Annotated in this window: 24 protein-coding genes; 6 read left to right on the forward strand and 18 right to left on the reverse strand. The window is 54.6% G+C overall.

Translation table 11 applies throughout. From position 1 onward, the window contains the following. Positions 1 to 5 precede the first annotated feature (5 nt). From A3466_RS12355 to A3466_RS12370, 4 genes are read right to left on the reverse strand one after another with little or no spacing between them, the layout of a single operon-like run. Positions 6 to 389, reverse strand: a complete 384-nt coding sequence (locus A3466_RS12355; RefSeq protein WP_063450785.1) for a response regulator transcription factor — start codon at positions 387 to 389, stop codon at positions 6 to 8. A gap of 23 nt (positions 390 to 412) precedes the next feature. Further along, positions 413 to 673, reverse strand: coding sequence for a XapX domain-containing protein (locus tag A3466_RS12360; protein WP_063450786.1), 261 nt, complete (start codon positions 671 to 673; stop codon positions 413 to 415). Continuing rightward, complete coding sequence (locus A3466_RS12365) at positions 670 to 891, reverse strand: DUF1427 family protein (protein ID WP_003863054.1); 222 nt, start codon at positions 889 to 891, stop codon at positions 670 to 672. The genes A3466_RS12360 and A3466_RS12365 overlap by 4 nt, the downstream gene beginning before the upstream one ends. A 60-nt stretch (positions 892 to 951) precedes the next feature. After that, on the reverse strand, positions 952 to 1,638 hold the full coding sequence (locus tag A3466_RS12370; protein WP_023315321.1) for a hydrolase: 687 nt from the start codon (positions 1,636 to 1,638) through the stop codon (positions 952 to 954). 220 nt (positions 1,639 to 1,858) lie between these two features. Here A3466_RS12370 and A3466_RS12375 point away from each other — a divergent pair, with 220 nt between their 5' ends. The 6 genes from A3466_RS12375 (at position 1,859) to A3466_RS12400 (ending at position 10,185) form a co-directional block, all read left to right on the forward strand. Then, the gene (locus A3466_RS12375) at positions 1,859 to 3,730 is read left to right on the forward strand and encodes an amidohydrolase (protein ID WP_063450787.1); all 1,872 of its coding nucleotides are present in this window, start codon (positions 1,859 to 1,861) and stop codon (positions 3,728 to 3,730) included. Further along, complete coding sequence (locus tag A3466_RS12380; protein WP_063450788.1) at positions 3,730 to 4,137, forward strand: DoxX family protein; 408 nt, start codon at positions 3,730 to 3,732, stop codon at positions 4,135 to 4,137. Before A3466_RS12375 ends, A3466_RS12380 begins: the two co-directional genes overlap by 1 nt. Continuing rightward, on the forward strand, positions 4,134 to 5,753 hold the full coding sequence (locus A3466_RS12385) for an MFS transporter (protein ID WP_063450789.1): 1,620 nt from the start codon (positions 4,134 to 4,136) through the stop codon (positions 5,751 to 5,753). Before A3466_RS12380 ends, A3466_RS12385 begins: the two co-directional genes overlap by 4 nt. Before the next feature lie 30 nt (positions 5,754 to 5,783). Further along, the gene (locus A3466_RS12390; protein ID WP_063450790.1) at positions 5,784 to 6,605 is read left to right on the forward strand and encodes an alpha/beta fold hydrolase; all 822 of its coding nucleotides are present in this window, start codon (positions 5,784 to 5,786) and stop codon (positions 6,603 to 6,605) included. Between the two features lie 551 nt (positions 6,606 to 7,156). Next, positions 7,157 to 8,692: a GGDEF domain-containing protein gene (locus A3466_RS12395; protein ID WP_165602753.1), complete on the forward strand. Its 1,536-nt coding sequence runs from the start codon at positions 7,157 to 7,159 to the stop codon at positions 8,690 to 8,692. Between the two features lie 146 nt (positions 8,693 to 8,838). Then, positions 8,839 to 10,185 (forward strand): sensor domain-containing diguanylate cyclase, encoded by a 1,347-nt coding sequence (locus A3466_RS12400; RefSeq protein WP_165602754.1) that lies wholly within the window; start codon positions 8,839 to 8,841, stop codon positions 10,183 to 10,185. 73 nt (positions 10,186 to 10,258) lie between these two features. Here A3466_RS12400 and A3466_RS12405 read toward each other — a convergent pair whose 3' ends face one another. The 14 genes from A3466_RS12405 to A3466_RS12470 all read right to left on the reverse strand — a co-directional run bounded on the left by A3466_RS12405 (position 10,259) and on the right by A3466_RS12470 (position 22,592). Then, on the reverse strand, positions 10,259 to 11,803 hold the full coding sequence (locus tag A3466_RS12405) for an EAL domain-containing protein (RefSeq protein WP_082830935.1): 1,545 nt from the start codon (positions 11,801 to 11,803) through the stop codon (positions 10,259 to 10,261). A 31-nt stretch (positions 11,804 to 11,834) separates the two neighbouring features. Then, positions 11,835 to 12,620 carry an EAL domain-containing protein gene (locus A3466_RS12410; RefSeq protein ID WP_063450793.1) on the reverse strand — a complete coding sequence of 262 codons (786 nt, stop codon included), beginning with the start codon at positions 12,618 to 12,620 and terminating at the stop codon, positions 11,835 to 11,837. Between the two features lie 112 nt (positions 12,621 to 12,732). Continuing rightward, complete coding sequence (locus A3466_RS12415) at positions 12,733 to 13,389, reverse strand: hypothetical protein (RefSeq protein WP_131797716.1); 657 nt, start codon at positions 13,387 to 13,389, stop codon at positions 12,733 to 12,735. Beyond that, positions 13,382 to 14,431, reverse strand: a complete 1,050-nt coding sequence (parM, locus tag A3466_RS12420) for a plasmid segregation protein ParM domain-containing protein (RefSeq protein ID WP_063450795.1) — start codon at positions 14,429 to 14,431, stop codon at positions 13,382 to 13,384. Before parM ends, A3466_RS12415 begins: the two co-directional genes overlap by 8 nt. Before the next feature lie 46 nt (positions 14,432 to 14,477). Continuing rightward, the gene (locus A3466_RS12425) at positions 14,478 to 15,251 is read right to left on the reverse strand and encodes a C40 family peptidase (protein WP_239005671.1); all 774 of its coding nucleotides are present in this window, start codon (positions 15,249 to 15,251) and stop codon (positions 14,478 to 14,480) included. Between the two features lie 16 nt (positions 15,252 to 15,267). Beyond that, positions 15,268 to 16,236, reverse strand: coding sequence for a putative lateral flagellar export/assembly protein LafU (gene lafU, locus A3466_RS12430; protein WP_063450797.1), 969 nt, complete (start codon positions 16,234 to 16,236; stop codon positions 15,268 to 15,270). Beyond that, positions 16,236 to 17,099, reverse strand: a complete 864-nt coding sequence (motA, locus tag A3466_RS12435) for a flagellar motor stator protein MotA (protein WP_063450798.1) — start codon at positions 17,097 to 17,099, stop codon at positions 16,236 to 16,238. Before motA ends, lafU begins: the two co-directional genes overlap by 1 nt. A 7-nt stretch (positions 17,100 to 17,106) precedes the next feature. Next, positions 17,107 to 17,808: a FliA/WhiG family RNA polymerase sigma factor gene (locus tag A3466_RS12440; protein ID WP_063450799.1), complete on the reverse strand. Its 702-nt coding sequence runs from the start codon at positions 17,806 to 17,808 to the stop codon at positions 17,107 to 17,109. Positions 17,809 to 17,821: 13 nt separating this feature from the next. After that, positions 17,822 to 18,292, reverse strand: coding sequence for a flagellar basal body-associated FliL family protein (locus tag A3466_RS12445; protein ID WP_063450800.1), 471 nt, complete (start codon positions 18,290 to 18,292; stop codon positions 17,822 to 17,824). A 13-nt stretch (positions 18,293 to 18,305) separates the two neighbouring features. Continuing rightward, on the reverse strand, positions 18,306 to 19,418 hold the full coding sequence (locus A3466_RS22870) for a flagellar hook-length control protein FliK (protein WP_082830936.1): 1,113 nt from the start codon (positions 19,416 to 19,418) through the stop codon (positions 18,306 to 18,308). Continuing rightward, a complete protein-coding gene (locus A3466_RS12455; protein WP_063450801.1) occupies positions 19,418 to 19,720 on the reverse strand; it encodes a hypothetical protein in 303 nt (100 codons plus the stop codon). Before A3466_RS12455 ends, A3466_RS22870 begins: the two co-directional genes overlap by 1 nt. After that, the gene (fliS, locus tag A3466_RS12460; protein ID WP_063450802.1) at positions 19,717 to 20,109 is read right to left on the reverse strand and encodes a flagellar export chaperone FliS; all 393 of its coding nucleotides are present in this window, start codon (positions 20,107 to 20,109) and stop codon (positions 19,717 to 19,719) included. Before fliS ends, A3466_RS12455 begins: the two co-directional genes overlap by 4 nt. Positions 20,110 to 20,130: 21 nt before the next feature. Continuing rightward, complete coding sequence (gene fliD / locus A3466_RS12465; RefSeq protein WP_063450803.1) at positions 20,131 to 21,453, reverse strand: flagellar filament capping protein FliD; 1,323 nt, start codon at positions 21,451 to 21,453, stop codon at positions 20,131 to 20,133. A gap of 200 nt (positions 21,454 to 21,653) precedes the next feature. Next, positions 21,654 to 22,592: a flagellin gene (locus A3466_RS12470; RefSeq protein WP_063450804.1), complete on the reverse strand. Its 939-nt coding sequence runs from the start codon at positions 22,590 to 22,592 to the stop codon at positions 21,654 to 21,656. Between the last annotated feature and the right edge of the window lie 521 nt (positions 22,593 to 23,113).

A 23,113-nucleotide genomic window follows, 5' to 3' on the forward strand; every position in this document is an offset into this window, starting at 1 on the left:
GATCCTTATTGTCGGCGGGTCAGCTCCCGCTGAATATGATCCAGCAGAATATCGATGTTAATCGGCTTACGCAAAAATGCAGCGGCGCCCAGACTGAGTGCATACCGCTGCATATTTTCATCAGCATGGCCGGAGATAAACAGTATTGGCGGCGGCGGCGCGGCCAGCAACCGCAGCTTTTCAAACAGCTCAATGCCGTTCATGCCGCCGCGCAGCTTGATGTCGGCGATCACCAGCGACGCGCCGGACAGGGCGAGAGGGTGGCTTAAAAACACCTCTGCCGAATCGAAGGTATCGGTAGCATACCCTTCCGATTGCAGCAGGTTACTGAGCCCGCTGCGAACAGAGCGTTCGTCATCAATGATGGCAATGCGCCACGGCAGCGTCATGCTGTCTTTCCTCAAACAAATCGTTACGCGTCGCGGCTTTCCTTCGCGGGCGCGGGGGGCGCAGTACCGCTGATTTTCGGTACGCATTCATGACGAAACCAGGCCAGGGTCAGCGGTTCGCGGCTCACCAGACGACGCCCGATGGGGATCAGCTGTTCACCCACCAGCATGCCGAACAGGCCTAGCAGCGCGACGACCGGCGGCGCCGGGGAATGTACGTCGAGCAGGGCGTAAAGTACCCCAGCCACGACCCCGCACACCAGCGAAATAATCCAGGCCTTCATGATGACGCTCCGGTCGGGTGTTGAACGTGGGGAACCGTCACCTGCACGGCAGCCGGATTATCGCGGGATAAAAGATGACGCATCGCCTGTTCGCCTGCCAGCATGCCCAGCAGGCCAATCAGCGCCAGCGCGGGCGGCGCGGGGGACCGCACCTTCAGCACGGCGTACATCAGGCCAATCAATACGCCTGCCGCAAGGGATATCAACCCTGTACTCATTGAGAACTCCAGAGAAAAAGGCGCGGCGAGCCGGATGAGGGACCAGCCCGCCGACGAGGCTTAGCGTGCCGGGACCGGCGCTAAGGTGCGGTGCTCGCTCTTCTGGCGAGACGGCGCTTTGTGCACCATGGTGTAGGCGTAATCCACGCCCATGCCGTACGCGCCGGAGTGCTCGCGCACGATATCCATCACCGCGGTGTAGGTCTCTTTGTGCGCCCAGTCACGCTGCCACTCCAGCATGACCTGCTGCCAGGTCACCGGGATCACGCCCGCCTGGATCATGCGCTGCATCGCGAAGTCGTGGGCCTCTTTGGAGGTGCCGCCGGACGCGTCCGCCACCATGTAAATTTCGTAGTCGCCTTCCAGCATCGCGCACAGGGCAAAGCTGTTGTTGCACACTTCGGTCCACAGACCGGCGACAACCACTTTCTTCTTGCCGTTGGCCTTCAGCGCGTCACGCACTTTCTGATCGTCCCAGGAGTTCATGGAGGTACGCTCCAGAATGTCCTGGCCCGGGAACACGTCCAGCAGCTCCGGATAGGTGTTGCCGGAGAAGCTTTCGGTCTCAACGGTGGTGATGATGGTCGGGATGTTGAACACTTTTGCCGCTTTCGCCAGCGCCACGGTGTTGTTTTTCAGCACCTGGCGGTCAATAGACTGCACGCCAAACGCCATCTGCGGCTGGTGGTCGATGAAGATGATCTGACAGTTGGCAGGGGTTAAGACTTCGAGCTTTGAAGTGGTCATAAGATTATCCAGTGAGGTTAAAGGTTAAAATCGTCGCGAAAGGCACGCCGATAAAATCGCATTCATCCTATGACCCACGCCGCCGGGGCGTAATTATCTCTTCGTATAGTTAACCTTAGGTATAGTTATACTTTGGTATACCTATCCTATTGTATAACTGGATCTTTCCCGAAACCGGTTCCCATAATCCTGACCATTCCCCTCTTAGTCTGGAGCTATTATGGTTACCCTCGGTAAAGCCGATCTCATTCTGGTTAACGGCCAGTTTCACACCGTCGATCGCGAGAATCCCCTCGCGGAGGCCGTTGCCGTGCGCGACGGGAAATTTCTGGAAGTGGGTACCGTCGCCGAGGTGATGCAACACCACTGCGACGGCACTAAGGTGGTTGATTTGAAAGGCCACACCGCCATCCCCGGCCTGAACGACTCACACCTGCACCTTATCCGCGGCGGGCTGAACTACAACCTCGAGCTGCGCTGGGAAGGCGTGCCGTCGCTGGCTGATGCCCTGCGCATGCTGAAAGAGCAGGCCCTGCGCACGCCGTCGCCGCAGTGGGTACGCGTGGTGGGCGGCTGGAGCGAGTTTCAGTTTGCCGAGCGCCGCATGCCGACGCTGGATGAGATTAACGACGCCGCGCCGGATACCCCGGTCTTCATTCTGCACCTGTACGACCGCGCCCTGCTCAACCGCGCCGCGCTGAAGGTGGTTGGCTATACCAAGGATACGCCGAACCCGCCGGGCGGCGAGATCCAGCGCGACGCCAACGGCAACCCGACCGGGATGCTGATCGCCCGCCCGAACGCCATGATCCTGTACTCAACCCTCGCCAAAGGGCCGAAGCTGCCGCTGGAGCAGCAGGTCAACTCCACGCGCCAGTTTATGCGCGAGCTGAACCGCCTGGGGCTGACCAGCGCCATCGACGCGGGCGGCGGCTTCCAGAATTACCCGGAAGATTACGAGGTGATTGCCGAGCTGCACGAGAAAAAGCAGATGACCATCCGCATCGCCTATAACCTGTTTACCCAGCGTCCGGGCCACGAGCTGGAAGACTTTGAAAAATGGACCGACATGCTCACGCCGGGCCAGGGCAGCGACTTCTTCCGCCACAACGGCGCGGGCGAGATGCTGGTCTTCTCCGCCGCCGATTTTGAAGATTTCCTCGAGCCGCGCCCGGATCTCGCGCCGGGCATGGAGGACGAGCTGGAGCGCGTGGTGCGCCATCTGGTGGAGCACCGCTGGCCGTTCCGCCTGCACGCCACCTACAACGAATCCATCAGCCGTATGCTGGACGTGTTCGAGAAGGTGAACCGCGACATTCCGTTCAACGGGCTGCACTGGTTCTTCGATCACGCCGAAACCGTATCGCAGGCCAATATCGACCGCATCAAAGCGCTCGGCGGCGGCATTGCCGTGCAGCACCGCATGGCCTTCCAGGGCGAGTACTTTGCCGAGCGCTATGGCATTGAAGCCACCCGCCACACGCCGCCGGTGGCCAAAATGCTTGAGACCGGCGTGCCGGTGGGCTTAGGCACCGACGCCACCCGCGTGGCGAGCTACAACCCGTGGACCGCGCTCTACTGGCTGGTCTCTGGTCGTACCGTTGGCGGGATGCAGATGTACGATCACAGCGCCCGTCTGGATCGCGATACCGCCCTGATGCTCTGGACCCAGGGCAGCGCGTGGTTCTCCAGCGAGCAGAATCAGAAGGGGCAGATCAAAACGGGCCAGCTCGCGGATCTGGCGGTGCTGAGCAAAGACTACTTCCGCGTGCCGGAAGAGGAGATCAAGGGCATTGAGTCCGTCCTCACCGTGGTGAACGGCGATATCGTCTATGCCGCAGGCTCCTTTGGCCCGCTCGCGCCGCCGGCCATTCCGGTCCTGCCCGAGTGGTCCCCGGTGGTGAAAGTGCCCGGCCACTACCGCAGCGCGCCGCCGCAGGCCGCACGCGTGGGTATGAGTGTGGCTCACCACTGTAGCGGCCCGTGCGGGGTTCACAGCCACCAGCATGATTTTGCCCGCACGTCAGAGATGCCGGTATCCGACGATAACGCTTTCTGGGGGGCGCTGGGTTGCAGCTGCTTTGCATTCTGATGAAACATTATGACGCTTCGCCCCGGATCGATCCGGGGCTGTTTTTCCTGCGCCTGACCGGCAGCCTGCTGTTGCTTTACGTGCACGGCCTGCCGAAGGTGCTCCACTTTAGCGAAGAGCTGACGCGCATCGAAGATCCGTTTGGCTTCGGGCCGTATGCCAGCCTGATCCCGGCGATCGTCGCCGAGGTCATTTGCCCGCTGTTTATCATTGCAGGCGTCTATACCCGCCTGGCGTGCCTGCCAATTATCGCCGTGCTGCTGGTGGCGATGCTGGTGGTCCACCCGGGCTGGTCGATTGCCGAGGGGCAGTTTGGCTGGCTGCTGCTGATTATCTTCACCACCCTCGCCCTCACCGGGCCAGGCCAGTGGCGGTTGCAGCGTAAGGCGACGGAGAGGTTCGCATGACCCAGGTTAACGACGTTCGCGACGCACACGTCGAGACGACGCCCGCACCGGCGGCTTCGCCGTGGCAGCCGCTGAGCCAGCCGGTGTTCCGCATGCTGTGGATCGCCACGGTGGTCTCTAACGTCGGCTCATGGATGAGCGACGTCGGCATCAACTGGAGCATGCTGACGCTCAGCGCCGATCCGCTGGATATTGCGCTGGTGCAGGCGGCCAGCAGCCTGCCGATGTTCCTCTTCGCCCTGCCGTCCGGGGTGATGGCGGACATTGTCGACCGGCGTAAATACCTGCTCTTCTCCCAGCTGTGGGTGTTCATCGCCGCCGCCGGGCTGACGGTGCTCTCTTTTACCGGACATGTCACCCCCACCGTTCTGCTGGCGGCAACGTTTCTGCTGAGCGTGGGCGCGGCCATGAGCTCGCCGCCGTTCCAGGCGATTGTGCCTGACCTGGTGAGCAAGCCCGAGCTGGGTTCCGCCGTGGCGCTTAACTCGCTCGGGGTCAACATCAGCCGGGCGATTGGCCCCGCGCTGGGCGGTTTTCTGCTGTCGCTGGCCGGGCCGTGGATGGTGTTTGCCCTGAACGCGCTCTCCGTAATGGGCGTGGCGTGGGTGCTGTGGCGCTGGCGTCCGGCGCCGTCCGTGCAGCGCCTGCCGCCGGAGCACTTCTTCTCTGCGGTGCGCTCCGGCATCCGTTACGTGCACGCCGCCCCGGTGCTGCGCAACGTGCTGGTGCGTACCGTGGCTTTTTTTGTCTTCGGCAGCGCGGGCTGGGCGTTACTGCCGCTGGTTGCGCGCCGCGAGCTGGGCTTAGGCCCGGCGGGCTACGGCGTGATGCTGGCGTGCATTGGCCTGGGGGCGATTGCCGGGGCCATCCTGCTGCCGCGCCTGCGCCAGCGGCTGAACGCCGACCGCCTTATGGTGGCCGCCAGCCTGACCTTTGCAATCACCATGCTGGCGCTGGCGTTCGTGCGCCACGTCTGGCTGCTGAACCTGTTTGAGTTCTTTACCGGCTTCGCGTGGATTGCGGTGCTTTCCACCCTCAACCTTGGCGCACAGCGCAGCGCCGCCCGCTGGGTAAAAGCCCGGGCGCTGGCGGTTTATCTGACGGTCTTTTTCGGCTCGATGACCGCAGGCAGCGCCGTCTGGGGCCAGATCGCTTCGCAGTTTGGCACCCCGACCTCGCTGGTAATCGCCACGCTGGGCATGGTGCTGGCGAGCGCGACGGTGTTCCGCTGGAAGCTGGAGAAAGATCCTGATTTAAACCTCGACCTGAGCGGGCAGCCGCTGGACGGCGTGGAGATTGAACTCCCGAACGAGCGCGGCCCGGTGCTGGTGTCGCACGAGTACATCATCGACCCACAGAACGCGAAAGCGTTTTTGCAGGCCGTGCACGAGCTACGCCGGGTGCGCCGCCGCGCCGGGGCGATGAGCTGGGCGGTGTACGAGGATATCGAACGTCCGGGGCTGTTTATCGAGACTTTCCTGATGGGTTCCTGGATCGAGCATTTGCGCCAGCAGGAACGCCACACCATGAATGACCTCCTGTTGCAAAGCCGCGTTCTGGCTTTTCATCAGGGCACAACATCACCGGCAATTCGCTATCTGGTCGCGCCGGTATAACCATAACAATCACCTGCACAGGAATACACTATGGCACTATTTAAGGCAAAAGACGGCACGCAGATTTACTACAAAGACTGCGGCGCGGGCAAACCGATCCTCTTCAGTCACGGCTGGCCGCTGGACGGCGATATGTGGGACAGCCAACTGAACTACCTGGCGGAGCGCGGCTTTCGCGCCATCGCCTTTGACCGTCGCGGGTTTGGCCGTTCCGAACAGCCGTGGAACGGCTACGACTACGACACCTTTGCGTCTGACATTAACGACCTGATTACCACCCTGGATCTGCGCGACGTGACGCTGGTGGGCTTCTCCATGGGCGGCGGCGACGTAACGCGCTACATCAACAACTACGGCAGCGAACGCGTGGCCGGGCTTGCGCTGCTGGGTGCGGTAACGCCGATTTTCGGCAAATCAGATAGCTACCCGGAAGGGGTGGATCAGAGCGTGTTCGACGGTATTCGCGACGGACTGCGTAAAGATCGTGCCCAGTTCATCAGCGATTTTGCCACGCCGTTCTACGGCACCAACGCCGGGCAGACCGTTTCCGCGGGTGCCCTGACGCAGACGCTGAACATCGCCCTGCTGGCGTCCCTGAAGGGCACCATCGACTGCGTGACCGCCTTCGCCGAGACCGACTTCCGCCCGGATATGGCGAAAATCGATGTGCCAACGCTGGTGATCCACGGCAGCAATGACCAGATCGTACCGTTTGAAACCACCGGCAAGCTGGCGGCGGAGATGATCAACAACGCCACGCTGAAGGTGTACGACAACGCCCCGCACGGCTTCGCGCTGACCCATCAGGATCAGCTCAACGAAGATCTGCTGGCGTTTGTGAAGTCACTGTAAGCGGTTTCCGATTCCCACCGCGTTAACGCTCGTGGGCGCGTCGTGTTTCTGTTCAACTGTGTCCAGCTTCACGCGCGCCCCGAAATAGCGATAACCGCAAACGATTAAGCAGAATAATTTTCGGCCGGGAAAGAGGTGATGAATTTACAAATAGGTTATTGACTGCATGAGATATTCTGCAATGCCATAAAGCGAAACCTATGTCAGGTTTTTAATTCTCTCACCGGGCCATAAAAGCGATTTTTCTCTCCCTGCGCGCAATATAATACCGTTTTCCTTAACCCCCCGTAAATTTACAAAGTGCTTTAATATAAAAGACTTAAATTTACCGTTTAACTTAACAAATTTAATTATCACCCCCTGTCAAGATCGAGCAGGCCGATCGATTGTGGTTCATTGATAGGACTTATCAATACCCGATAATCGATCGGAATTGGCGATCATTTTTGCTTTAAAAATACCTTAAAGACATATAAAATCGCCGACTTACTTTATAAATCCTATTTTAAAGAGTTACCTGTTTTTTACTTGTAATTTTAATGTTAACTAGTGTGGTTGAAGTGAAAAACATATTCCCGAGGCGGAAAAATAATTTCCGCAAAGAGATTCACATTACGTTCTTTATTGTAATCCTAACGACTGCGCTGGGCGGCATAATTGCAAACGTTCTTCAGTGGAAGAATCAAGAAAGAGTTTATGACAATATTTCACTACAGATAGCCGAAGATAAGAAAAATGAGATTGAGTATATTATTCGGTACGTTGAGAGGAAATTTAATAATCTGACGAGGCTTCTCGAAAAAAGCAAGAACCCTGACAGCCTCTTTAACGAGAAAATCCATCTGCGAGAAAATCTCATGGGTGCCTTTGGGCTTATTCCTGCGGTTTCGTCAGTCTACATCGGGGATACAAAGGGCCGCTTTTTAGCCGTCCCCTCGTTAGAGCTTGAAACCGACCTGAAGCCAGGCGGGAGGCCGTGGTTTGTACGCCCCACCGACGATCTCTCCAGCGTGAAATATTCGGGAGGATATCGCGATCTGCAAACGGGCCAGCGCGTTTTCTCCTTGTCCAGAGCGCTTTTTATCGAAAACGGCTATTACGCCGTGATCGGTATGGACGTCAACCTGCTCAGGCTCGGCGTTCTCTATGAAAAAATGCGCCATACCATGCCGGCCGATCTCTATATCCTCGACGAGCGCGGCAACCTGGTGATTGGTGACGAAAAACGCTGGAAGAACTTGCCACAGCAAGCCTTCACGGCCCTTGAGGGGAATCGCGGGGTGCTAAGCCAAACCCTCAACGGAAAACGCTTCTACTATAGCAAAATGCGCGATCCGCACTGGACCGTGCTCATGGCGGTTGATGATAAAGTCCTCGCGGAAACGCTTTACCGGGAAAGCGTTTTGCCGGCGATCACGCTTCTGACGATGCTGCTGTTTCTGCTGTTTTGCTGGTGGCGGTCGCTCGAAATCCTACAGATTTTCTACTTCAACCTCCTGAACAAGCTCAAGGGCCACAGCAGCAGCGTGGATAACCTGCTTGAAGAACAGATCCGCAAGAGCAGCAACGAGCTTGGGATGATGGAAAACTGCGCGAAAACGGATGGCCTGACGGGCTTATTAAATCGTCGCGTCTTCGACCGCGATCTCCATGACGCACTGAAGCGCCCTGATTCGCCTGTTTCCCTGGCGATGGTGGATATCGATAACTTCAAGCTCATCAACGATACGTATGGTCATCTCATTGGGGATGATGTGCTTCGTGTCTTCGCATCCATGGCGATTCAGTCTCTCGAGAGCGAAGCCATACGCGTGTATCGCTATGGCGGAGAAGAGTTTGCAATCCTCTTCCAGGGGCTCCCTTTTGCAGAGGCTAAACGCGCGCTGGAAACCTTCAGGCATGCATTTGCCGCACGTAAATGGCGAGATAATCTTTCATCCGTGTCGTTCAGCGCCGGGATAAAGGAATGGGAGGGAGAAAAACTGGCTCCCTTTGTCGCGGCGGTGGATAAATTGCTCTATCGGGCAAAGGAATCAGGGAAAAATAATATCAACGGTGACGGCGGCAAGAAGGACGATAATCAATGAAAAACTTGAGTATTTATGCAACGCTTAACCGCCTGTTTTTAGGTCTGGCCATCTGCTCAATATGCTTATTCGCCCTTTTTTATTTGAGTCAACGGGTCATTATTGCTAATTCATACCATCAGATGAACGATGATTATATTAGCAACATGCGCAACTATGTACTCCAGCGGTTAACCGGATATGAAGAAGAGACAAAATTTATCGTGGAAACCATCGGTGCGAATGAATCCTTAGCGACCATCATTAGTGGGAAGAATGAGACTAAAATGCTCAATACCTTTCAGATGCTCCCACACATCGGCGCATTGACCGTGAGCGACATGGAGGGACACTACCTGCTGCTGCCCCAAACGTTTTCCAGAAAGCTCGATGTTAGCTTTGATCCACGCGAGCGCCCCTGGTTCATCCGCAGGGCAACCTACGGTTTACGACCGGAATTTACCCTCCCCTATCGTGATATTTTTAATCATCAGCCGTGGATTAGTATCTCTTTACCGATCTTTTATAAAAATACCAAACAGGAAGGGGTCGTATCCCTCTCGATAAATCCTCAGGTATTGACGGACCTGCTGAAAGTTTCAGTGGGCCCTTCCAGGGGTAAACTGTCACTGGTGGCGCATGACGGGACGTTTATTGCCGGCACGCCGCCTGCGGTCATGCCCAGCCAAACCGATCTCAACGGCGAAGTGGGATTCTATGAAAACGTTGAGGCAGCCTATTACTACGTCTCCCTGACGCATCCCAACTGGTACATTATTTATGAAGTTCCGAAAAGCATTCTCAATGGGATGATCAACGACGAAAGCAGCGCGGTACTGTACGCGGCGGTATTCTCGCTGCTCATGCTCCAGCTGTGCTGGATCCGCATGCGTGCAAATGCCAATCGTATTGAAAAACATTTTACCGGCCAGCTGGTGCAAAACGGCGACGACACAGGGCATGTCAGCCTGCCATCGGCGCTGAATCATCTCTCTGAGAGACGTAATAAACTCAGGAAGGAATCGATTCAGGACGGTTTAACCGGCCTGTACAACAGACGGGCGTTTGACAAGCTGCTACAGGAAAGCAGCCAGGATAAACATCTCTATCTGGCGATAATTGATATTGATAATTTCAAAGCGATAAACGATATCTGGGGACACCCGGTCGGCGACGAGGTGCTAAAGCGGATGGCCTCCATGGCAATGCTGGCGTTTCACCATCAGGGAATGTATCTCTTCCGCTACGGCGGCGAGGAGCTGGCGGTAGTATTCCGGGACGTTGCGCCCGCTGTCGCCCTGCATGCTCTGGAAACACTGCGTAAAGCGGTCGAGCACTATAAATGGGACAATGGCCCTGAGCAGGTCACATTCAGCGCCGGGTTCTGCCAGTGCAGGGAAGAAGATGTTCAGCTGATGCTGGCTACCGCAGATGCGCTGCTTTACCAGGCAAAGCGTAGCGGTAAAAACAGAATCATCTGCGAGGCCGGGTTGGAACCGAACCTTACCTGGTAACCTGGCCAAGTGAATAAAAAAGCCCGCGTGGTTTCACGCGGGCTTTTTTTTACGCGTATTTTCCTCGCCTCATTCAGGCATGAGCGGCCGCGTCACGATCGCAGCAATACTCCACGAAGGCACTGAAGGGAAGCGGCTTTGAATAATAATACCCCTGGAAAAAGTCGATATTATTCTCCAGCAGCCAGCTAACCTGATAATCGTATTCCACCCCTTCGGCCACCGTTTTAATGCCCATTTGCTTCGCCATGGCAATCACGCAGTTGATTAACGGCGTTGAAGCGGCGGGTGAAATTTGATTGATAAACATACGGTCTATCTTGATGCTGTCCGGGTTAAGCGTGCTTATCCATGACAGATTCGAAAAACCGGTGCCAAAGTCGTCCAGCGAAATCGATACGCCCTTTTCACGAATAAACTTAATCTTGTTCAGAAGATCGTCATTCATCTCAATTTGTTCATTTTCCGTAAATTCAAAAACCAGCCGTAATCCCATCTCGCGAAAACGTTGTGCAAAACAGGTGGTAAATGCGCCAAAGCTGTCAAGCGACAGATGAGAATGGCTGATATTGACATTAAAAATGAAGCCTTGCGGCCAGATATTTCCCGCCTGACGACAGTCAGCCAGCACCCGATTAAGCAAATTTTCGGTCATCAAGCCAATAAGATGATTTTTTTCCGCCAGGGGAATAAAAATATCTGGCCTGACAAACCCGAGGTCATGGTGTTCCCAGCGAGCCAGGATCTCCGCGCCGATGGCGCGATTATCGCTGGCGGAAATAATAGGCTGATAGTGCGGTTTAATATGATCGTTAATGATTGCGGTAGCCAGATGCTGTTCAAGTGAACGACGGCGTGACATGACCATCCAGGCCAACAGCGTAAGCAAGAAAGACGGAGCAATAATCAGAAAGAGATAGATCCAGGACTGGCCGATCTCCTGCCAGACCTCGTGCCTGTCAGGTAAACGCCAGGAGAGGGTATAAAAATCGGAGGCCTCGTGCCGTGTATAGTCCGACAGGACCCTTTCCGCCTCTTGCCCTTTTAAAATGCCCTGTTTGGTCAGAAGATTATCGTTAATCTGTAAAACGAATCGCCGATCGAGATTGGCATTTCCCATGATCCCCCAGAGATAACGGAGATCGGCGGAGACGATCACTCCCCCTCCCGGCAAACGCTGGTATAACGACAAAACGGGAATACCCACCGAAGCCATTGTATTATCAATTTTGATGCCGTCCGTACCAAAGCTGCTGAGGTTCACCCGATGACCAATGTTATCAAGAAGCGAGGAGCAATATATTCGGTCTTTATTCAGCAGGTTAACCACCAGCATTCGCATTTCGTGGGCCGTTAGCGTATTGAGCTGGTTCTGAAGCCGCGCATCGCACTTCTTATTTATCCACTGATCGGCCTTTCGGGCAACGTTCTGCGCTTCGGCGAGTAAACTTTCAACAGCATTTTGAATCGGTACCGTCTGCTGGATAATTTGCGCCTCCAGCTGGCGCTGCGCAACGAAGAAAGTTAACAAGGTCGCCAGAGCCATTGACGACAAAGAAAATAACGCGAGAAGAAAATATCTTCTGCGTTGGGCTTTGCCCATGTTAATTGTGTTCATGTTGTTCCGTCTGTCCGGGGAAACGATCCGTTTAACGTGAAGCGCCTGTTACACGCTCTTTTTGTTTTTGCATATATTCATTAATAAAACGCTCTTTACTCAGCGGTCGTGAGAACAGATATCCCTGCCCGTATTTTACGCCCAGCCTTAACATGCTGGATAACTGAGTGTAATTCTCGACACCTTCAAGAATAACGTCGGTATCGTGCTGGCCTATTGCCTGCAAAATCTCTTTAGTAGACGCCTCGTTCCCCCGTGCCAGGCAGGCGCGATCGAGCTTAATATAGTCGGGGCTCCATTCTGCCAGGCGTGTATTAAGCGCATCCAGCGTGCCTATTCCATCCCAGGCAATATGAAGGCCTCCTGTCTTTAGCGTTTCAAGATTCTGTCTTGCAATATCCGAAAGAGGCTCTTCGCCATGCGTAATTTCACAGACGAGCTGAAGTGCTGGAACTGTCTGTTTTTCCACAATGCTCATCGTCCTGCGGCCAAAGTCGGGCGTATTGATCTGAACGGAAGAGATATTAAAAGTATAAAGATAAGAGGTGTCTGTCTCCCTGTGCTTTTTGGCCATAAACGACAGGGCCTTTTCCAGAACGTAATACCCCATCTCCACGATAGTGCCGTTTTGTTCCAGAAGCTGGATAAATTCAGCCGGCGGAACAACGTTACGACGATGGGTGCCACGCACCAGTACTTCGCCACCAATACAAACAAAGCGAGATAAATCAAAGATGGGCTGAATAACAAAATCAATGCCGACATCAAATTTTGCATCTTCTACACAGCGCACGACGTAATCGGTACTTTTTTCCATATCGACCTCGCAGAATTAAATTTTTTAATCAAAGCGGCCGCAGACGGTAAGAACTTAAATGCCGTAAGGTTCGATCGCGGGCGTACGAAAAGATGACACGGGCGCAAACCGGTCAGAAAACGCCTTTTTGCCGAATGGCCTTCATCTTCTGCGCCGGTGCGTTCAGGCTGCTCAGTGCAATCTCTTCCGTCTGTCCGTTTTTTACGCTTTCAGTGGGTTGGACGCTGCCAGCGCCCCCCGAGCTTAGCTTCCGCAACAGCCGTGTTTGCTGGTCCAGCAGTGTTTTCAGGTAAACGACCTCACTGCGAAGCTGCGTCAACTCTTCACGCGACGCCTCATCCAGCGCGGCTGGCGGTTGCCGTTGCAGCGCGTCGGACATGAGCGCGCGCAGTTGACGCAACTGCTGTTTGCTGAACTCCGCGTTTGCTTTTGCCGGGTCTGTCTCCACAGGAGCAGACCCGTGGGCAGGAAGCAGATCGGCGCTGGAAAGCTCCTGACACAGGGTATCCAGGGTGAGCCCTTCGCGGCCAAGGGATTCCGCGATATGGCTGCAAAGTAGTGGGTTCAGGAGCTGCAACTGAAGGCCGGCCAGGTAAACGTTGCGGTGGAAACGACGCATTTCCATCTGGGTATCTTCAGGATTGCTTCCCTGAAGCTTAATGGCCTCGTGCCATTTTTTAAGCTGTAGCATCGCGCGCATGTCCGCGCGCGAATGTTCAGGCGACAAATGAAGAGTAAAATTTACCCGCCGAATTGGCCCGTTACTCATCGTCACCCACCTCTGCCATATGCGGCAGGGCGACCTCCTCTACCTCCGAATCGGCGTGATAGAGGCAAATTTCCCGCGACAGTGCGCTCTGAGGGTTATCGATGGCGATCACGCGCTCCCCCAGCGTGGCATAGGTTTCACGAACGGCCTTTTCAACCAGATGTGCGCCCCCGCCAACCAGATAAACGCGATTCGGGTTTTTGGAGAACTTCTTCGCTTCGTAAGCCACCTGATCCCCCAGCTCCTGAATTTTGATTTCAATTCGTTCCAGGATATCTGGAATGCGGGATTCATCGTTAATGACGCTTTTCACGAAATCCATATCATGGCGACGTTTGATAAGCTCGTTAGCAACAAGGTAGCTGGAGTCGCTATCGGCGGCGGCTAAGAGCTTACGCGTCGCGTCAGTCACCATGGCCACGCCAATTTCGTTGTTACCGTAAATCGCAGAAACATCATCAAACTCACCAACAATAACGCCCATATCCAGCGTGGTGCCGCCGCAGTCAATCACCAGTGATTTGGTGAATTCATTGACCCGCGAGTTAAGGAGGTGAGAAAGCGCCGCAGGTAAACTTTCCGGCATCACCTGAACATCGACGATGCGGAATAATTCGCCTTTATTCAGTGAGATATCCCGCATCAGATTGCGCCGTTTTGCGTCAATGCGGCTTTCGTTGCGCTGGCAGTCATCTGGGTTGTAGTACTGCGTGATAGGCAAAGTCACGATGATTTCAACCTCGCATGGTGCTATACCCGTTTGCAGCAGGGCGTGGTGAACGGCCAAGAGGTTGAGATCGTCATACTGATAGTCGATATGCGTGGTCGACAGCGCCTTGTCGGATGTCGCGTCGTACGTATATTTCGTCGTCCCAATGGTGTAATTGTAAACCGACTGTCCGCGCAGTAGCGCAGCGCTTTTCCAGTCTTTGCGGAAAGAGTTTGGTGATACCACCGTCTTCAGAATGCCGTCCTGGATCCAGCTGATTTTGACGTTAGTAGAGCCATCATCAATGGCGAATTTCATCCGTTTTGCAGTCATTATTAAAGTCTCATTTCAGGTATGTAAGTGGGCTTTCCGCACGGCCTTACAGGACGCGTCGTGCACCTAAATAACGTTTTTGCCAGAAGTCATCGGTGAGTTGACTTATACGTATAGTGAGCCCGGTTCGCGGGGCTTCGATAAACTGTCCCTCGCCGAGATAAACGCCAACGTGATCGGCCCCCGGCCGCTGGTTGATATTGAAAAAGACCAGATCGCCCTTCTTCAGATGCGGCTGTCGCACCGGCTTTAAGCGGTTGTCCTTGAACATGCTGTTCGCCGTACGCGGCAGCTTTTGCTCCAGAACATGGTTGAAGGCGTAAAATACCAGGCCACTACAGTCGAAACCTTCGTGCGGGCTTGCCCCGCCCCACTGATAGGGTTTTCCAAGCTGACTTTCCAGACGGTGGATAACGGTGCGTAACTTCGTCTGGCTCTCTCTTATGCGGCGCGGATCCCGCGCCTTTTCCATTATTTTTTCTGAGCTTCCAAGCGCACCGGGCGACCAGCGTACGTGCATAGCCAACGTCTTTCGGTTGCTCGCTCGCTCCGCCCGTTTCCTCTCACGCTCGCGGGCTATCTGTCCGGGCGTGGGCGGCAGCCGGTTTTCGCGCTTTTTCGCTTCCGCGAAAAGCCGGTCACGGTTTGCCTTACGCTTCTGAGCCTCGGCGGAAACTGGCGATGCGGATAACGACAGCGGCTGCGCCTCGGCCAGGGATATCGAACCGGCCAGAATGACCATCACGAATAAAAAGCGCACCAGACGGACGCAATCAGTCCGTACAGGTACGAAAGTGAGGAAGAGAGGAAAACGTTTCACAGCGATAGTCTGGACGTTACTGACGATGGTTAAGCTTATCTGCCAATGGCTTAATAACTTTCTCGCCCTGGTGCCCGAAGAACTGATACAGCGAATCGCTGGCCGAATGGGTCAGCACCATGATCTCAATTCGTCGGTTCTCGGAACTCAGGGGGTTGTCCGGGTCCAGTAGCACCTGGTCAGCCATGCCGCTTACCTGCAATACTTTTTCCGGATCAAGGCCGCCGCGCGTCAGCACGGCACGGGCCTGCATCGCACGTTCGCCAGAGAGCGCCCAGTTGTTGTACAGCTCCTGATCGCGAAAACGGGTTGCATCGGTATGGCCTGTGATCACAATCTTGTTTTCAATTTTGTTAAGCTCAGGCGCAAACTCGGTCAGCAGACGTTTGAAAAAAGGCGTCAGAATGGCGCTGCTGCGCTGGAACATTTCGCGTTTACGATCGTCGGTTATCAGGATACGTAATCCCTGAGGCACCACTTCCATCTTGAGGTTCGCCTGCGCGTTATAGGCGGAGGTGATTTTCATGATAACGCGCGCCAGCTCCTCAATTTCGTTTTGAGAGCGCACGCTGACGTCTTCAAGCGTATCCGCATTTTTCGCCAGCGCCTCAAGTTCCTTGCGTTCCTCCGCGACGGCCGCGGCCGCGCCCTCATCCTTATCCTCGTCATCGTCATCATCATCCTCATCGCTGCTGCCGTTATGCTGGTGAACGAGGGGGATCTGGCTGCCTCTGTTGAACTCTTCCTGGGAAATCTGAATGATGGAGCTGCCTTCAAATATCGACTCGCCGTTCAGCCGCGAGACGATCTCTTTACGTTCTTCTTCTGTTACCGCCCCCATAATCCAAAGCACCATGAATAGCGCCATCATCGCCAGGGTAAAATCGGCAAAGGCCACCTTCCACGCCCCACCATGAAAAGCATCATGGCTTTTGCGCGACGAGCGTTTAATGATGGTGGTATGTTCTTTATTACGACCGCGCATCAAGCATCACCAGTCATCTGGTTTACCCAACCGTCGAGTGTGGCAAAGGTGGGTTTGGTGTCCATCGGTAGCATTTTGCGGCCCGCATCCACCGCCAGCAGCGTCGGTTTACCGGCAACATGGTTGACCAGCACGGTGCGGACGCACTCCAGCACCGCAATCTGCTTTTTGGTGCGCTGCTCCATGGCGTTTGCGACAGGATCCATCAGGCAGTAGCAGAAAAACACGCCCAGGAAGGTGCCGACCAGCGCGGCGGCAACCTTCACGCCGATGACCGCAATGGAGCCGTCGATGGACTGCATGGTGATGATAATGCCAAGCACCGCGGCACAGATACCGAAGCCGGGCATCGCTTCTGCCGTACGCTGTAGCGACCGGGACGGCTGAAGCAAGTTTTCCTCCATCGCGACCAGCTCTTGCTCAAGGATGCCTTCCAGCTCGTGCTCGTTGATCTTGCCCATCGCCATCAGGCGGAAATTGTCAGAGATGAACGTCACCAGCGCGTTGTCATGAAGCATGAGCGGGTACTTCTGAAACAGCGGGCTGTTCTCGGGCGATTCAATATGTTCGTCCAGTACCTTCAGGCCACCATCCTGCACCAGCTCCAGCAGTTCATATAAGAGCATGAGCAGCTGGCGCTGGTACTCATTGGTATATTCATTCTTACGCATGATGCCGCGGAACTGGCGATACATTTCCCCCATGACCGCAGGCGGGTTCGCCAGCACCATCGCCCCCAGCCCCGCGCCAAGAATGATAATGATTTCACCCGGTTGCCAGAACGCCGTGAGTTTGCCGCCAGACATAAGAAAACCGCCAACAACGCAGGCCATAATGATTAAAATACCTAAGAGTTTCTGCATACACCTTTCACTTCTGGAAAAAAGACTGAATTTTTTGGGCGATTTTTTTATTGAGCTGACAGACCCTGGCTTCCGTTAAATCAAGGACCAAAGCGATCTCTTTAAGGCTCATTTCATGCTGGTAATAAAGCGTCAGGATCAGCTGTTCGCGTTCATCCAGCGCCGCCAGCGCACTGCGCAGCGTCCGGCTTACGACGATTTCATCCTCCAGCTTGCGGCTATCCAGCGCGCCGGTGTGAACATCATCGCCTAACAGCTCATCCAGGCTCTCTATGGTTTTGGCGCAATCCAGCAACAGGTACTCCTGGTACTCTTCCGCCGAAATGGAGAGATGATGTTTGATATCCTCAAACGTGGGCGTACGCCCGAGTTGACGCGTCACGTCGCGGATATCGTCATTGAGTTTGTGCGTCTTTTGCCGCAGGCGCCGCGGACGCCAGTCAAGCGAGCGGAGTTCATCCAGTATCGCGCCGCGAATACGCTGTGCCGCATAGGCAGCAAATTGCTCGTCAGGATGACCATAACGACGCAGGGCAGTTAAGAGGCCCATGAGCGCGATCTGCTCCATATCTTCCTGCCCCATCACGCTGCTGGTCTGGTACGACAGCTGTTTCACAATCTTTTTGACCAGCGGCAAATAGGCGCTGAGATAGCGCCCTTCATCCGCAGGGGTCAGCGTTTCGTTCGCGACAAAATCCATCATTTGCATTGCGGTGCCGCTTTCACTGGAAGACCATTTTGCTGATGATGACGTCGTCGAAAGGAACGCTCATCTTCAGGCTCTTGAAACGGGCTGCGTAGGCGTCCTGTAGTTTTTTATGCAGTTGTTCGACGCTCATTGCACGCACCACGTCGTAATCCAGGTCTGAGAGCAGGCTTACCGTGGCGCCGCGAACGGCAGGGATCATCTCCTGCGCTTTACGCGTACTTTCCGCATCGCTGGTCGCCAGATTGAGCTCAAGTAAGAGATAGCGTTCTTTGTGCCCGGTCCCTCTTAGCGTGATGACCACATTTTTGATCTCCACAAACTCAACGGCGCCTTTCTCAGGGCTGGAAAACATCCCGGACAGGAAGCTCTTACCCGTGGTTTCATCCAGACGAAGCAGATGCGTGCCGACCACCGTCATACCGGCGGCCAGCATGGCGGTCACGAGGGCGATGATAATGCCGAAAGAAAGCGTTTTTGCATTCATAGTATTCTGTGCCTTATACCGTCAGAAGGACCGAGTTATCGCGGCGAGCGTCGTCGCCGGCCGAGGAATGAGCAGCAATCTCTGCACCTGCCATAATGGTGTCCTGCTGCCCGTTAAATGAATGTCCTCTTCCCTGCTGTTGTCCTCCGGACTGGGAAGAGACCTGGACGTTAACCTGGACAAAGTTTTGCTCCGTCAGGCTCTGCCGAAGTTCGTTGCTTGTCTGCTGTAAGGCACGATAAACCTCGGCATGACTGGCGTTGATTTGTACCTGTACACGTCCGCTATCGATTTGCATCGCGATGTCGATTTTGCCCATATCCGGGGGATCGAGACGGATAGTGGCATGCTGAATTTGCTGCTTAACCTGTACCTGAAGGCGCTCTCCCAGCGCGCTTTGAAGTTGCTCGCTCCAGCGTGAAGGTTCAGGATCCATCTTCAGCGTCGTCGCGGGCAGGGATGGCGTGGAGGTCACAGCCGCGCCGACAGACGGTGCCGGAGAGGGGGATGCTGACGCTGGCGTTGACATTGCGACCGGCATCACCTGCGTCAGGTCAGCAGCTGCCGGTTGCGAAACGACATGTGCAACAGTGGCGGTTGGCACAGCGTCCACGCCTGCTGCCCGCGGTGCGGGCTGTGTTAGCGGTGTGAGCGGCTGCTGCGTCGGTGCTGAGGCAGGCGGAACGCTTTGTGAAGCCAGTGACGTATGCAGGACCGACAGCGCGCGCGCGGCATCACTCTTTGGCTTTACTTCCAGCGTCAACGCAGGCGGCGTCGCGCTTACCGCCAGCCCAACTGGGCTATCGGTGAAGGTCGGCGAAGCGGCTCGCCCCGACATTAGCAGCGTCTCAAGCAACTGCTGACGCGCATCATCCTTTAGCAGTGACTCGGCTGAGGGCGGAGCATCCTCCTCGGACAAGAGGGGGCGCTCTTCGCCCGGCAGCATCGTCGGGGCAGGCGCGCCCTGTCCCGCCAGTAAGGTACCGATCACGTTGGATAACGCGTCATTAAAGTCCGCCGTAGGCTGCCCCGCCTCAGGATCCAGGACCGCCAGAGGTGTAGATTCGGCCTGCATAAGCAGGCCAGAACCGATGACGGTGCCCTGAAAAAGATTGAGAATATCCATTAGCCCCCCTCCACGTCGCTAAACAGCGCATACGCCGTCGCGCCCTCGCGGTTACGTAACGCAAGGTCCATTTTTTCCGCCAGGATGTCGCTTTGTCCCTGGCAGTAGTCGCGCGCCTGCCGGTGCAGTTTTTTCAGGTGATCCAGCGCCTGACGCTCGTGAGACGAGAGGGGGCGATCCCCGAGCCCCGTCAGGAACTGAGCGATGCTGGCATCCACGTTCATGACGGCGGGCCAGTTATGGTTTTCCGTTGCGTCACGCAGCGCTTTTGCCAGCGTCTGGAGGGTGTGAAGCGTGCTCATTTTCCCTGGCCCATTTTTTCCCAGCCCTCCTGGATATTGCCCAGAATCACTTCTACCTCCTCAATGATTTCTATAGAGAGCTTGTGGCTGGCGTCATACAGGCGATACACGCAGAAGTCGTATAGATTCGCCAGGCTCAGCGCCAGCTCGCCCCCTTTTTCATAATCCAGCGAACTGGTCAGCGCATTCAGAATGTCGATGCACTTATTGATGCTTTGCGCCTTACGCTCAAAGCGGCGGGCCGCAATATGGCTTTTGGCGCGCACAAGCTCGTCCATCAGGCCGTTGAACAGCATCAACACCAGCTGATGCGGATTCGCGGCGGCGGCCTGGAGCGCCAGATCCGATTGTTGATAAAGGCCGTATCCTTCCTGTTCGTTACCGTACATAGCAGCGAAATTCCTTCAGAATTAACTAAACAGACCCATGGTGTTATTCATCTGCGTCATCAATGACTGCAACTGCGTAAACTGCTTCAGATAGCGGTTGTAGGCAGACTCATAGCGCGATTCCATCTTTTCGGTTTTGGTATCAATCTCGGTCTGTTCGCGATCGAGTGTCTCCTGTCGCCCTTTAAGCAGGCCGCTGGAACTGCTGAGATATTTATCCAGCGCTTTATCCATCGTCTTGATTAAGCCGTCGTTGCCGTTGAAGAACTGGGTGAGCGTTTGCGGATCGCGTTTGAGCTGTTCTTCAAAAACGTCAGAATCGAGCGTGAGCTTGCCGTCTTTGTCGGCGGAAATACCGAATTTGGTCATGTTTTGCATGCCGTATGTGCCGCGCAGCAGCCCGCTCAGCTCGCTGGTCAGAGACGTGATGCTGGCATCGCCCGCAAAGGCGCCGCGCGAACTGCCGCTGGTAGACGTCAGTTCGGAAATGGTGCTTTGTAGCGTGTTAAAGGCATCGATAAAGGTCTGGACCTGCGTTTTGGTCTCAGCGGTATCCGTATCGATGGTGATAATCAGTGGCTTATTGTTTTCGGTTGTACTGGTGAGCTTGATGGAGACCCCGTCAACCAGATCGTCCAGCGTGTTGGAGCTGCTGGTGTATTCCGTAGGCGAATCGCCCAGAGTGAATTTGGCGTCCCGGCCACTGGTGATGATTTCTTCGTTATCAAAAATGTCCTGCCCGCTGGTCATGCCGCTGGTATCCAGCTGGATATCGTATTTGGAACCGCTCTGATCGCTATTGAGAATCAGTGAGACCTTGCCATCGATGCGCATCAGCGAGGCGGTGACGCCGTTTTGCCCTTCGGCGCTGGTCGTTGAGTTAGACGCGCTTGGAAAATCCGTGCCGTTAATCGCATCGGCGAGATCGCCGAGGTTTTCGAGATCGTCCATCTCAATCTCAATGCTTTCACCATTAAGATTGATTTTCAGCGTACCGGTCGCATTCTTGACGGCCTCATCGTCCAGACCACCGTAGCTTTTCTGCTGGGCGGTCGCTAACTGGTTAACGTTGATGCTGTATGTCCCTTTACGCGCGCTGGCGTCGGCGGTGACGGTCGCAATCCCTTCCTGGTTCAGCGTGGCGGAATTTTTGAGCACGCTGGCGCTACTGGAGTTCAGGGCGGTAATCGCACTGCGGAAGGTCGTCATCGCCGAGCGTAGTGATGAGAGCGCTTCTTTCTGCGCCTCCAGCGTTTTGGTCTTGCTCGTTATTGAGTTCTGAAGCGGAAGAATATCAAGGCTTGCCAGCTGCGAAGCGAGATAAGTGGGATCAAAATCAGACATGTTTCATTCTCCTGGCACGCAAACCGTGATTGACTTGCCAATAATTAGCAATTAGCGTGCCAACTTTTTAATCGTTTAAAATCAATTAATTATAAAAAACCAGGAATACGCTTTTCCGCTTTGAAGACGAAGCCGGCTGGTAAGCGGATACAAAAACACCGCCATACAGCGGTGTTTTAACTGCGTTAATGTGGGATGAATTAGCCCAGCAGAGAGACCACCATGCTGGACATGCTGTTGGACTGTTTCAGCATGGACATACTGGTCTGCGACAGCAGCTGGTTACGCGTCATGGAGGAGGCTTCCGTTGCGTAGTTCGCATCACGGACGTTACTTAATGCCAAATCCGTATTGTCCTGCATGTTTGCGAGGTTCGAAGCCGCATAGCTAAGACGGTTGATACTTGCACCCATTTTGGAGCGGACGCTGCCCACATCATCAAGGGTTTTTTCCAGGTCTTCCATCAGCGCTTTCGCACCCGCAGCATCTTTAATTTCAATTGAGCTGGTAGATGCACCGCTCGCACCGCTCGTGCTGCTAATGTATGCAGACCCGTTGAGGCCATTGAAATTGCCGCTGGCGTCAATCAGGCCGGTGCTCGCACCGCTCGCACCACTCGCACCGCCTGCACCACCCAGCTCAGCGCTCAGATCGACCTTCATGGTCTCATCGGCGGAAGAACCGATCTGGAAGCTCAACTCTTTACCGAACTTACCGGAGGCGCCGAACAGCTTCTCACCCGCATACGAGGTATTTTTCATAATGTTGCCCAGCTCGGCGTTCAGGTCGTTCAGCTCGGTATTGATGGCATCACGGTCTTTCTGGGTGTTCGTGTCGTTCGCCGCCTGGGTTGCGAGGTCCTTCATGCGGTACATGATGTTGCTTACTTCATCAAAAGCCCCTTCCGCGGTCTGCATCATCGCAGTGGAGTCAGCAATGTTACGCTGAGCAACGGTCATACCGTTGGACTGGCCCTGCAAGCGGGTCGCAATTTGCAGACCTGCCGCATCGTCCGCCGCGGAGTTGATGCGTTTACCGGTGCCCAGACGCTCCATAGAGGTGGTCAACAGCTTGTTCGCATTGTTCATTGCATTGGTGGATGCCATGGAGGCGGCGTTGGTAAAGATAGACATTGACATATGTATATTCCCTTTGTCGTTCAGGTGGTTCAGATGTTGTATTGACTAAAGACGACACAGGTGAAATGAACATTAAATCGCTGACGTTCGTTCGAACAAAAATTAAACACCTCGTAAATTAAGAGATTGTTTTATATATATTATTTTTGGAATGCTGGGGGCAGGAATCGCCTCTCCATGCCGCTCTGACTCACGCGTTAAACTGCTTTAATTTTCTTTATCTATTTTTAGCGGCTTTTACATAATGATAATTCTATAAACAACCTTAATTTATATAGTTCTTTTTCGCATTATTCTTTAGCGGAATTATAAGAAGACGCAAATAAAGCGACACAACCGCGCCTAAAATTAAACGCTGAGTTTTATTTTTTAAACGAAAATTATTCAACTTTGAGCCAGAACAAACACACCACATTATTAATACCATGTATTCACTCTATAACCATATTATTAACATTAGGAATATTTAATAATTTCTGTTAACGTTGCGGTTACGAACCCTAATAATCATGCAGACTTTT

It is taken from the genome of Enterobacter genomosp. S, from assembly GCF_001631805.1.
Classification (GTDB): domain Bacteria; phylum Pseudomonadota; class Gammaproteobacteria; order Enterobacterales; family Enterobacteriaceae; genus Enterobacter; species Enterobacter quasihormaechei.

Excerpts from the sequence above, each read along its gene's own strand:
- A3466_RS12355 (WP_063450785.1), bottom strand. The coding sequence starts at position 389 with ATGACGCTGCCGTGGCGCATTGCCATCATTGATGACGAACGCTCTGTT.
- A3466_RS12360 (WP_063450786.1), bottom strand. The coding sequence starts at position 673 with ATGAAGGCCTGGATTATTTCGCTGGTGTGCGGGGTCGTGGCTGGGGTA.
- A3466_RS12365 (WP_003863054.1), bottom strand. The coding sequence starts at position 891 with ATGAGTACAGGGTTGATATCCCTTGCGGCAGGCGTATTGATTGGCCTG.
- A3466_RS12370 (WP_023315321.1), bottom strand. The coding sequence starts at position 1,638 with ATGACCACTTCAAAGCTCGAAGTCTTAACCCCTGCCAACTGTCAGATC.
- A3466_RS12375 (WP_063450787.1), top strand. The coding sequence starts at position 1,859 with ATGGTTACCCTCGGTAAAGCCGATCTCATTCTGGTTAACGGCCAGTTT.
- A3466_RS12380 (WP_063450788.1), top strand. The coding sequence starts at position 3,730 with ATGAAACATTATGACGCTTCGCCCCGGATCGATCCGGGGCTGTTTTTC.
- A3466_RS12385 (WP_063450789.1), top strand. The coding sequence starts at position 4,134 with ATGACCCAGGTTAACGACGTTCGCGACGCACACGTCGAGACGACGCCC.
- A3466_RS12390 (WP_063450790.1), top strand. The coding sequence starts at position 5,784 with ATGGCACTATTTAAGGCAAAAGACGGCACGCAGATTTACTACAAAGAC.
- A3466_RS12400 (WP_165602754.1), top strand. The coding sequence starts at position 8,839 with ATGCGCAACTATGTACTCCAGCGGTTAACCGGATATGAAGAAGAGACA.
- A3466_RS12405 (WP_082830935.1), bottom strand. The coding sequence starts at position 11,803 with ATGAACACAATTAACATGGGCAAAGCCCAACGCAGAAGATATTTTCTT.
- A3466_RS12410 (WP_063450793.1), bottom strand. The coding sequence starts at position 12,620 with ATGGAAAAAAGTACCGATTACGTCGTGCGCTGTGTAGAAGATGCAAAA.
- A3466_RS12415 (WP_131797716.1), bottom strand. The coding sequence starts at position 13,389 with ATGAGTAACGGGCCAATTCGGCGGGTAAATTTTACTCTTCATTTGTCG.
- parM (WP_063450795.1), bottom strand. The coding sequence starts at position 14,431 with ATGACTGCAAAACGGATGAAATTCGCCATTGATGATGGCTCTACTAAC.
- lafU (WP_063450797.1), bottom strand. The coding sequence starts at position 16,236 with ATGCGCGGTCGTAATAAAGAACATACCACCATCATTAAACGCTCGTCG.
- motA (WP_063450798.1), bottom strand. The coding sequence starts at position 17,099 with ATGCAGAAACTCTTAGGTATTTTAATCATTATGGCCTGCGTTGTTGGC.
- A3466_RS12440 (WP_063450799.1), bottom strand. The coding sequence starts at position 17,808 with ATGCAAATGATGGATTTTGTCGCGAACGAAACGCTGACCCCTGCGGAT.
- A3466_RS12445 (WP_063450800.1), bottom strand. The coding sequence starts at position 18,292 with ATGAATGCAAAAACGCTTTCTTTCGGCATTATCATCGCCCTCGTGACC.
- A3466_RS22870 (WP_082830936.1), bottom strand. The coding sequence starts at position 19,418 with ATGGATATTCTCAATCTTTTTCAGGGCACCGTCATCGGTTCTGGCCTG.
- A3466_RS12455 (WP_063450801.1), bottom strand. The coding sequence starts at position 19,720 with ATGAGCACGCTTCACACCCTCCAGACGCTGGCAAAAGCGCTGCGTGAC.
- fliS (WP_063450802.1), bottom strand. The coding sequence starts at position 20,109 with ATGTACGGTAACGAACAGGAAGGATACGGCCTTTATCAACAATCGGAT.
- fliD (WP_063450803.1), bottom strand. The coding sequence starts at position 21,453 with ATGTCTGATTTTGATCCCACTTATCTCGCTTCGCAGCTGGCAAGCCTT.
- A3466_RS12470 (WP_063450804.1), bottom strand. The coding sequence starts at position 22,592 with ATGTCAATGTCTATCTTTACCAACGCCGCCTCCATGGCATCCACCAAT.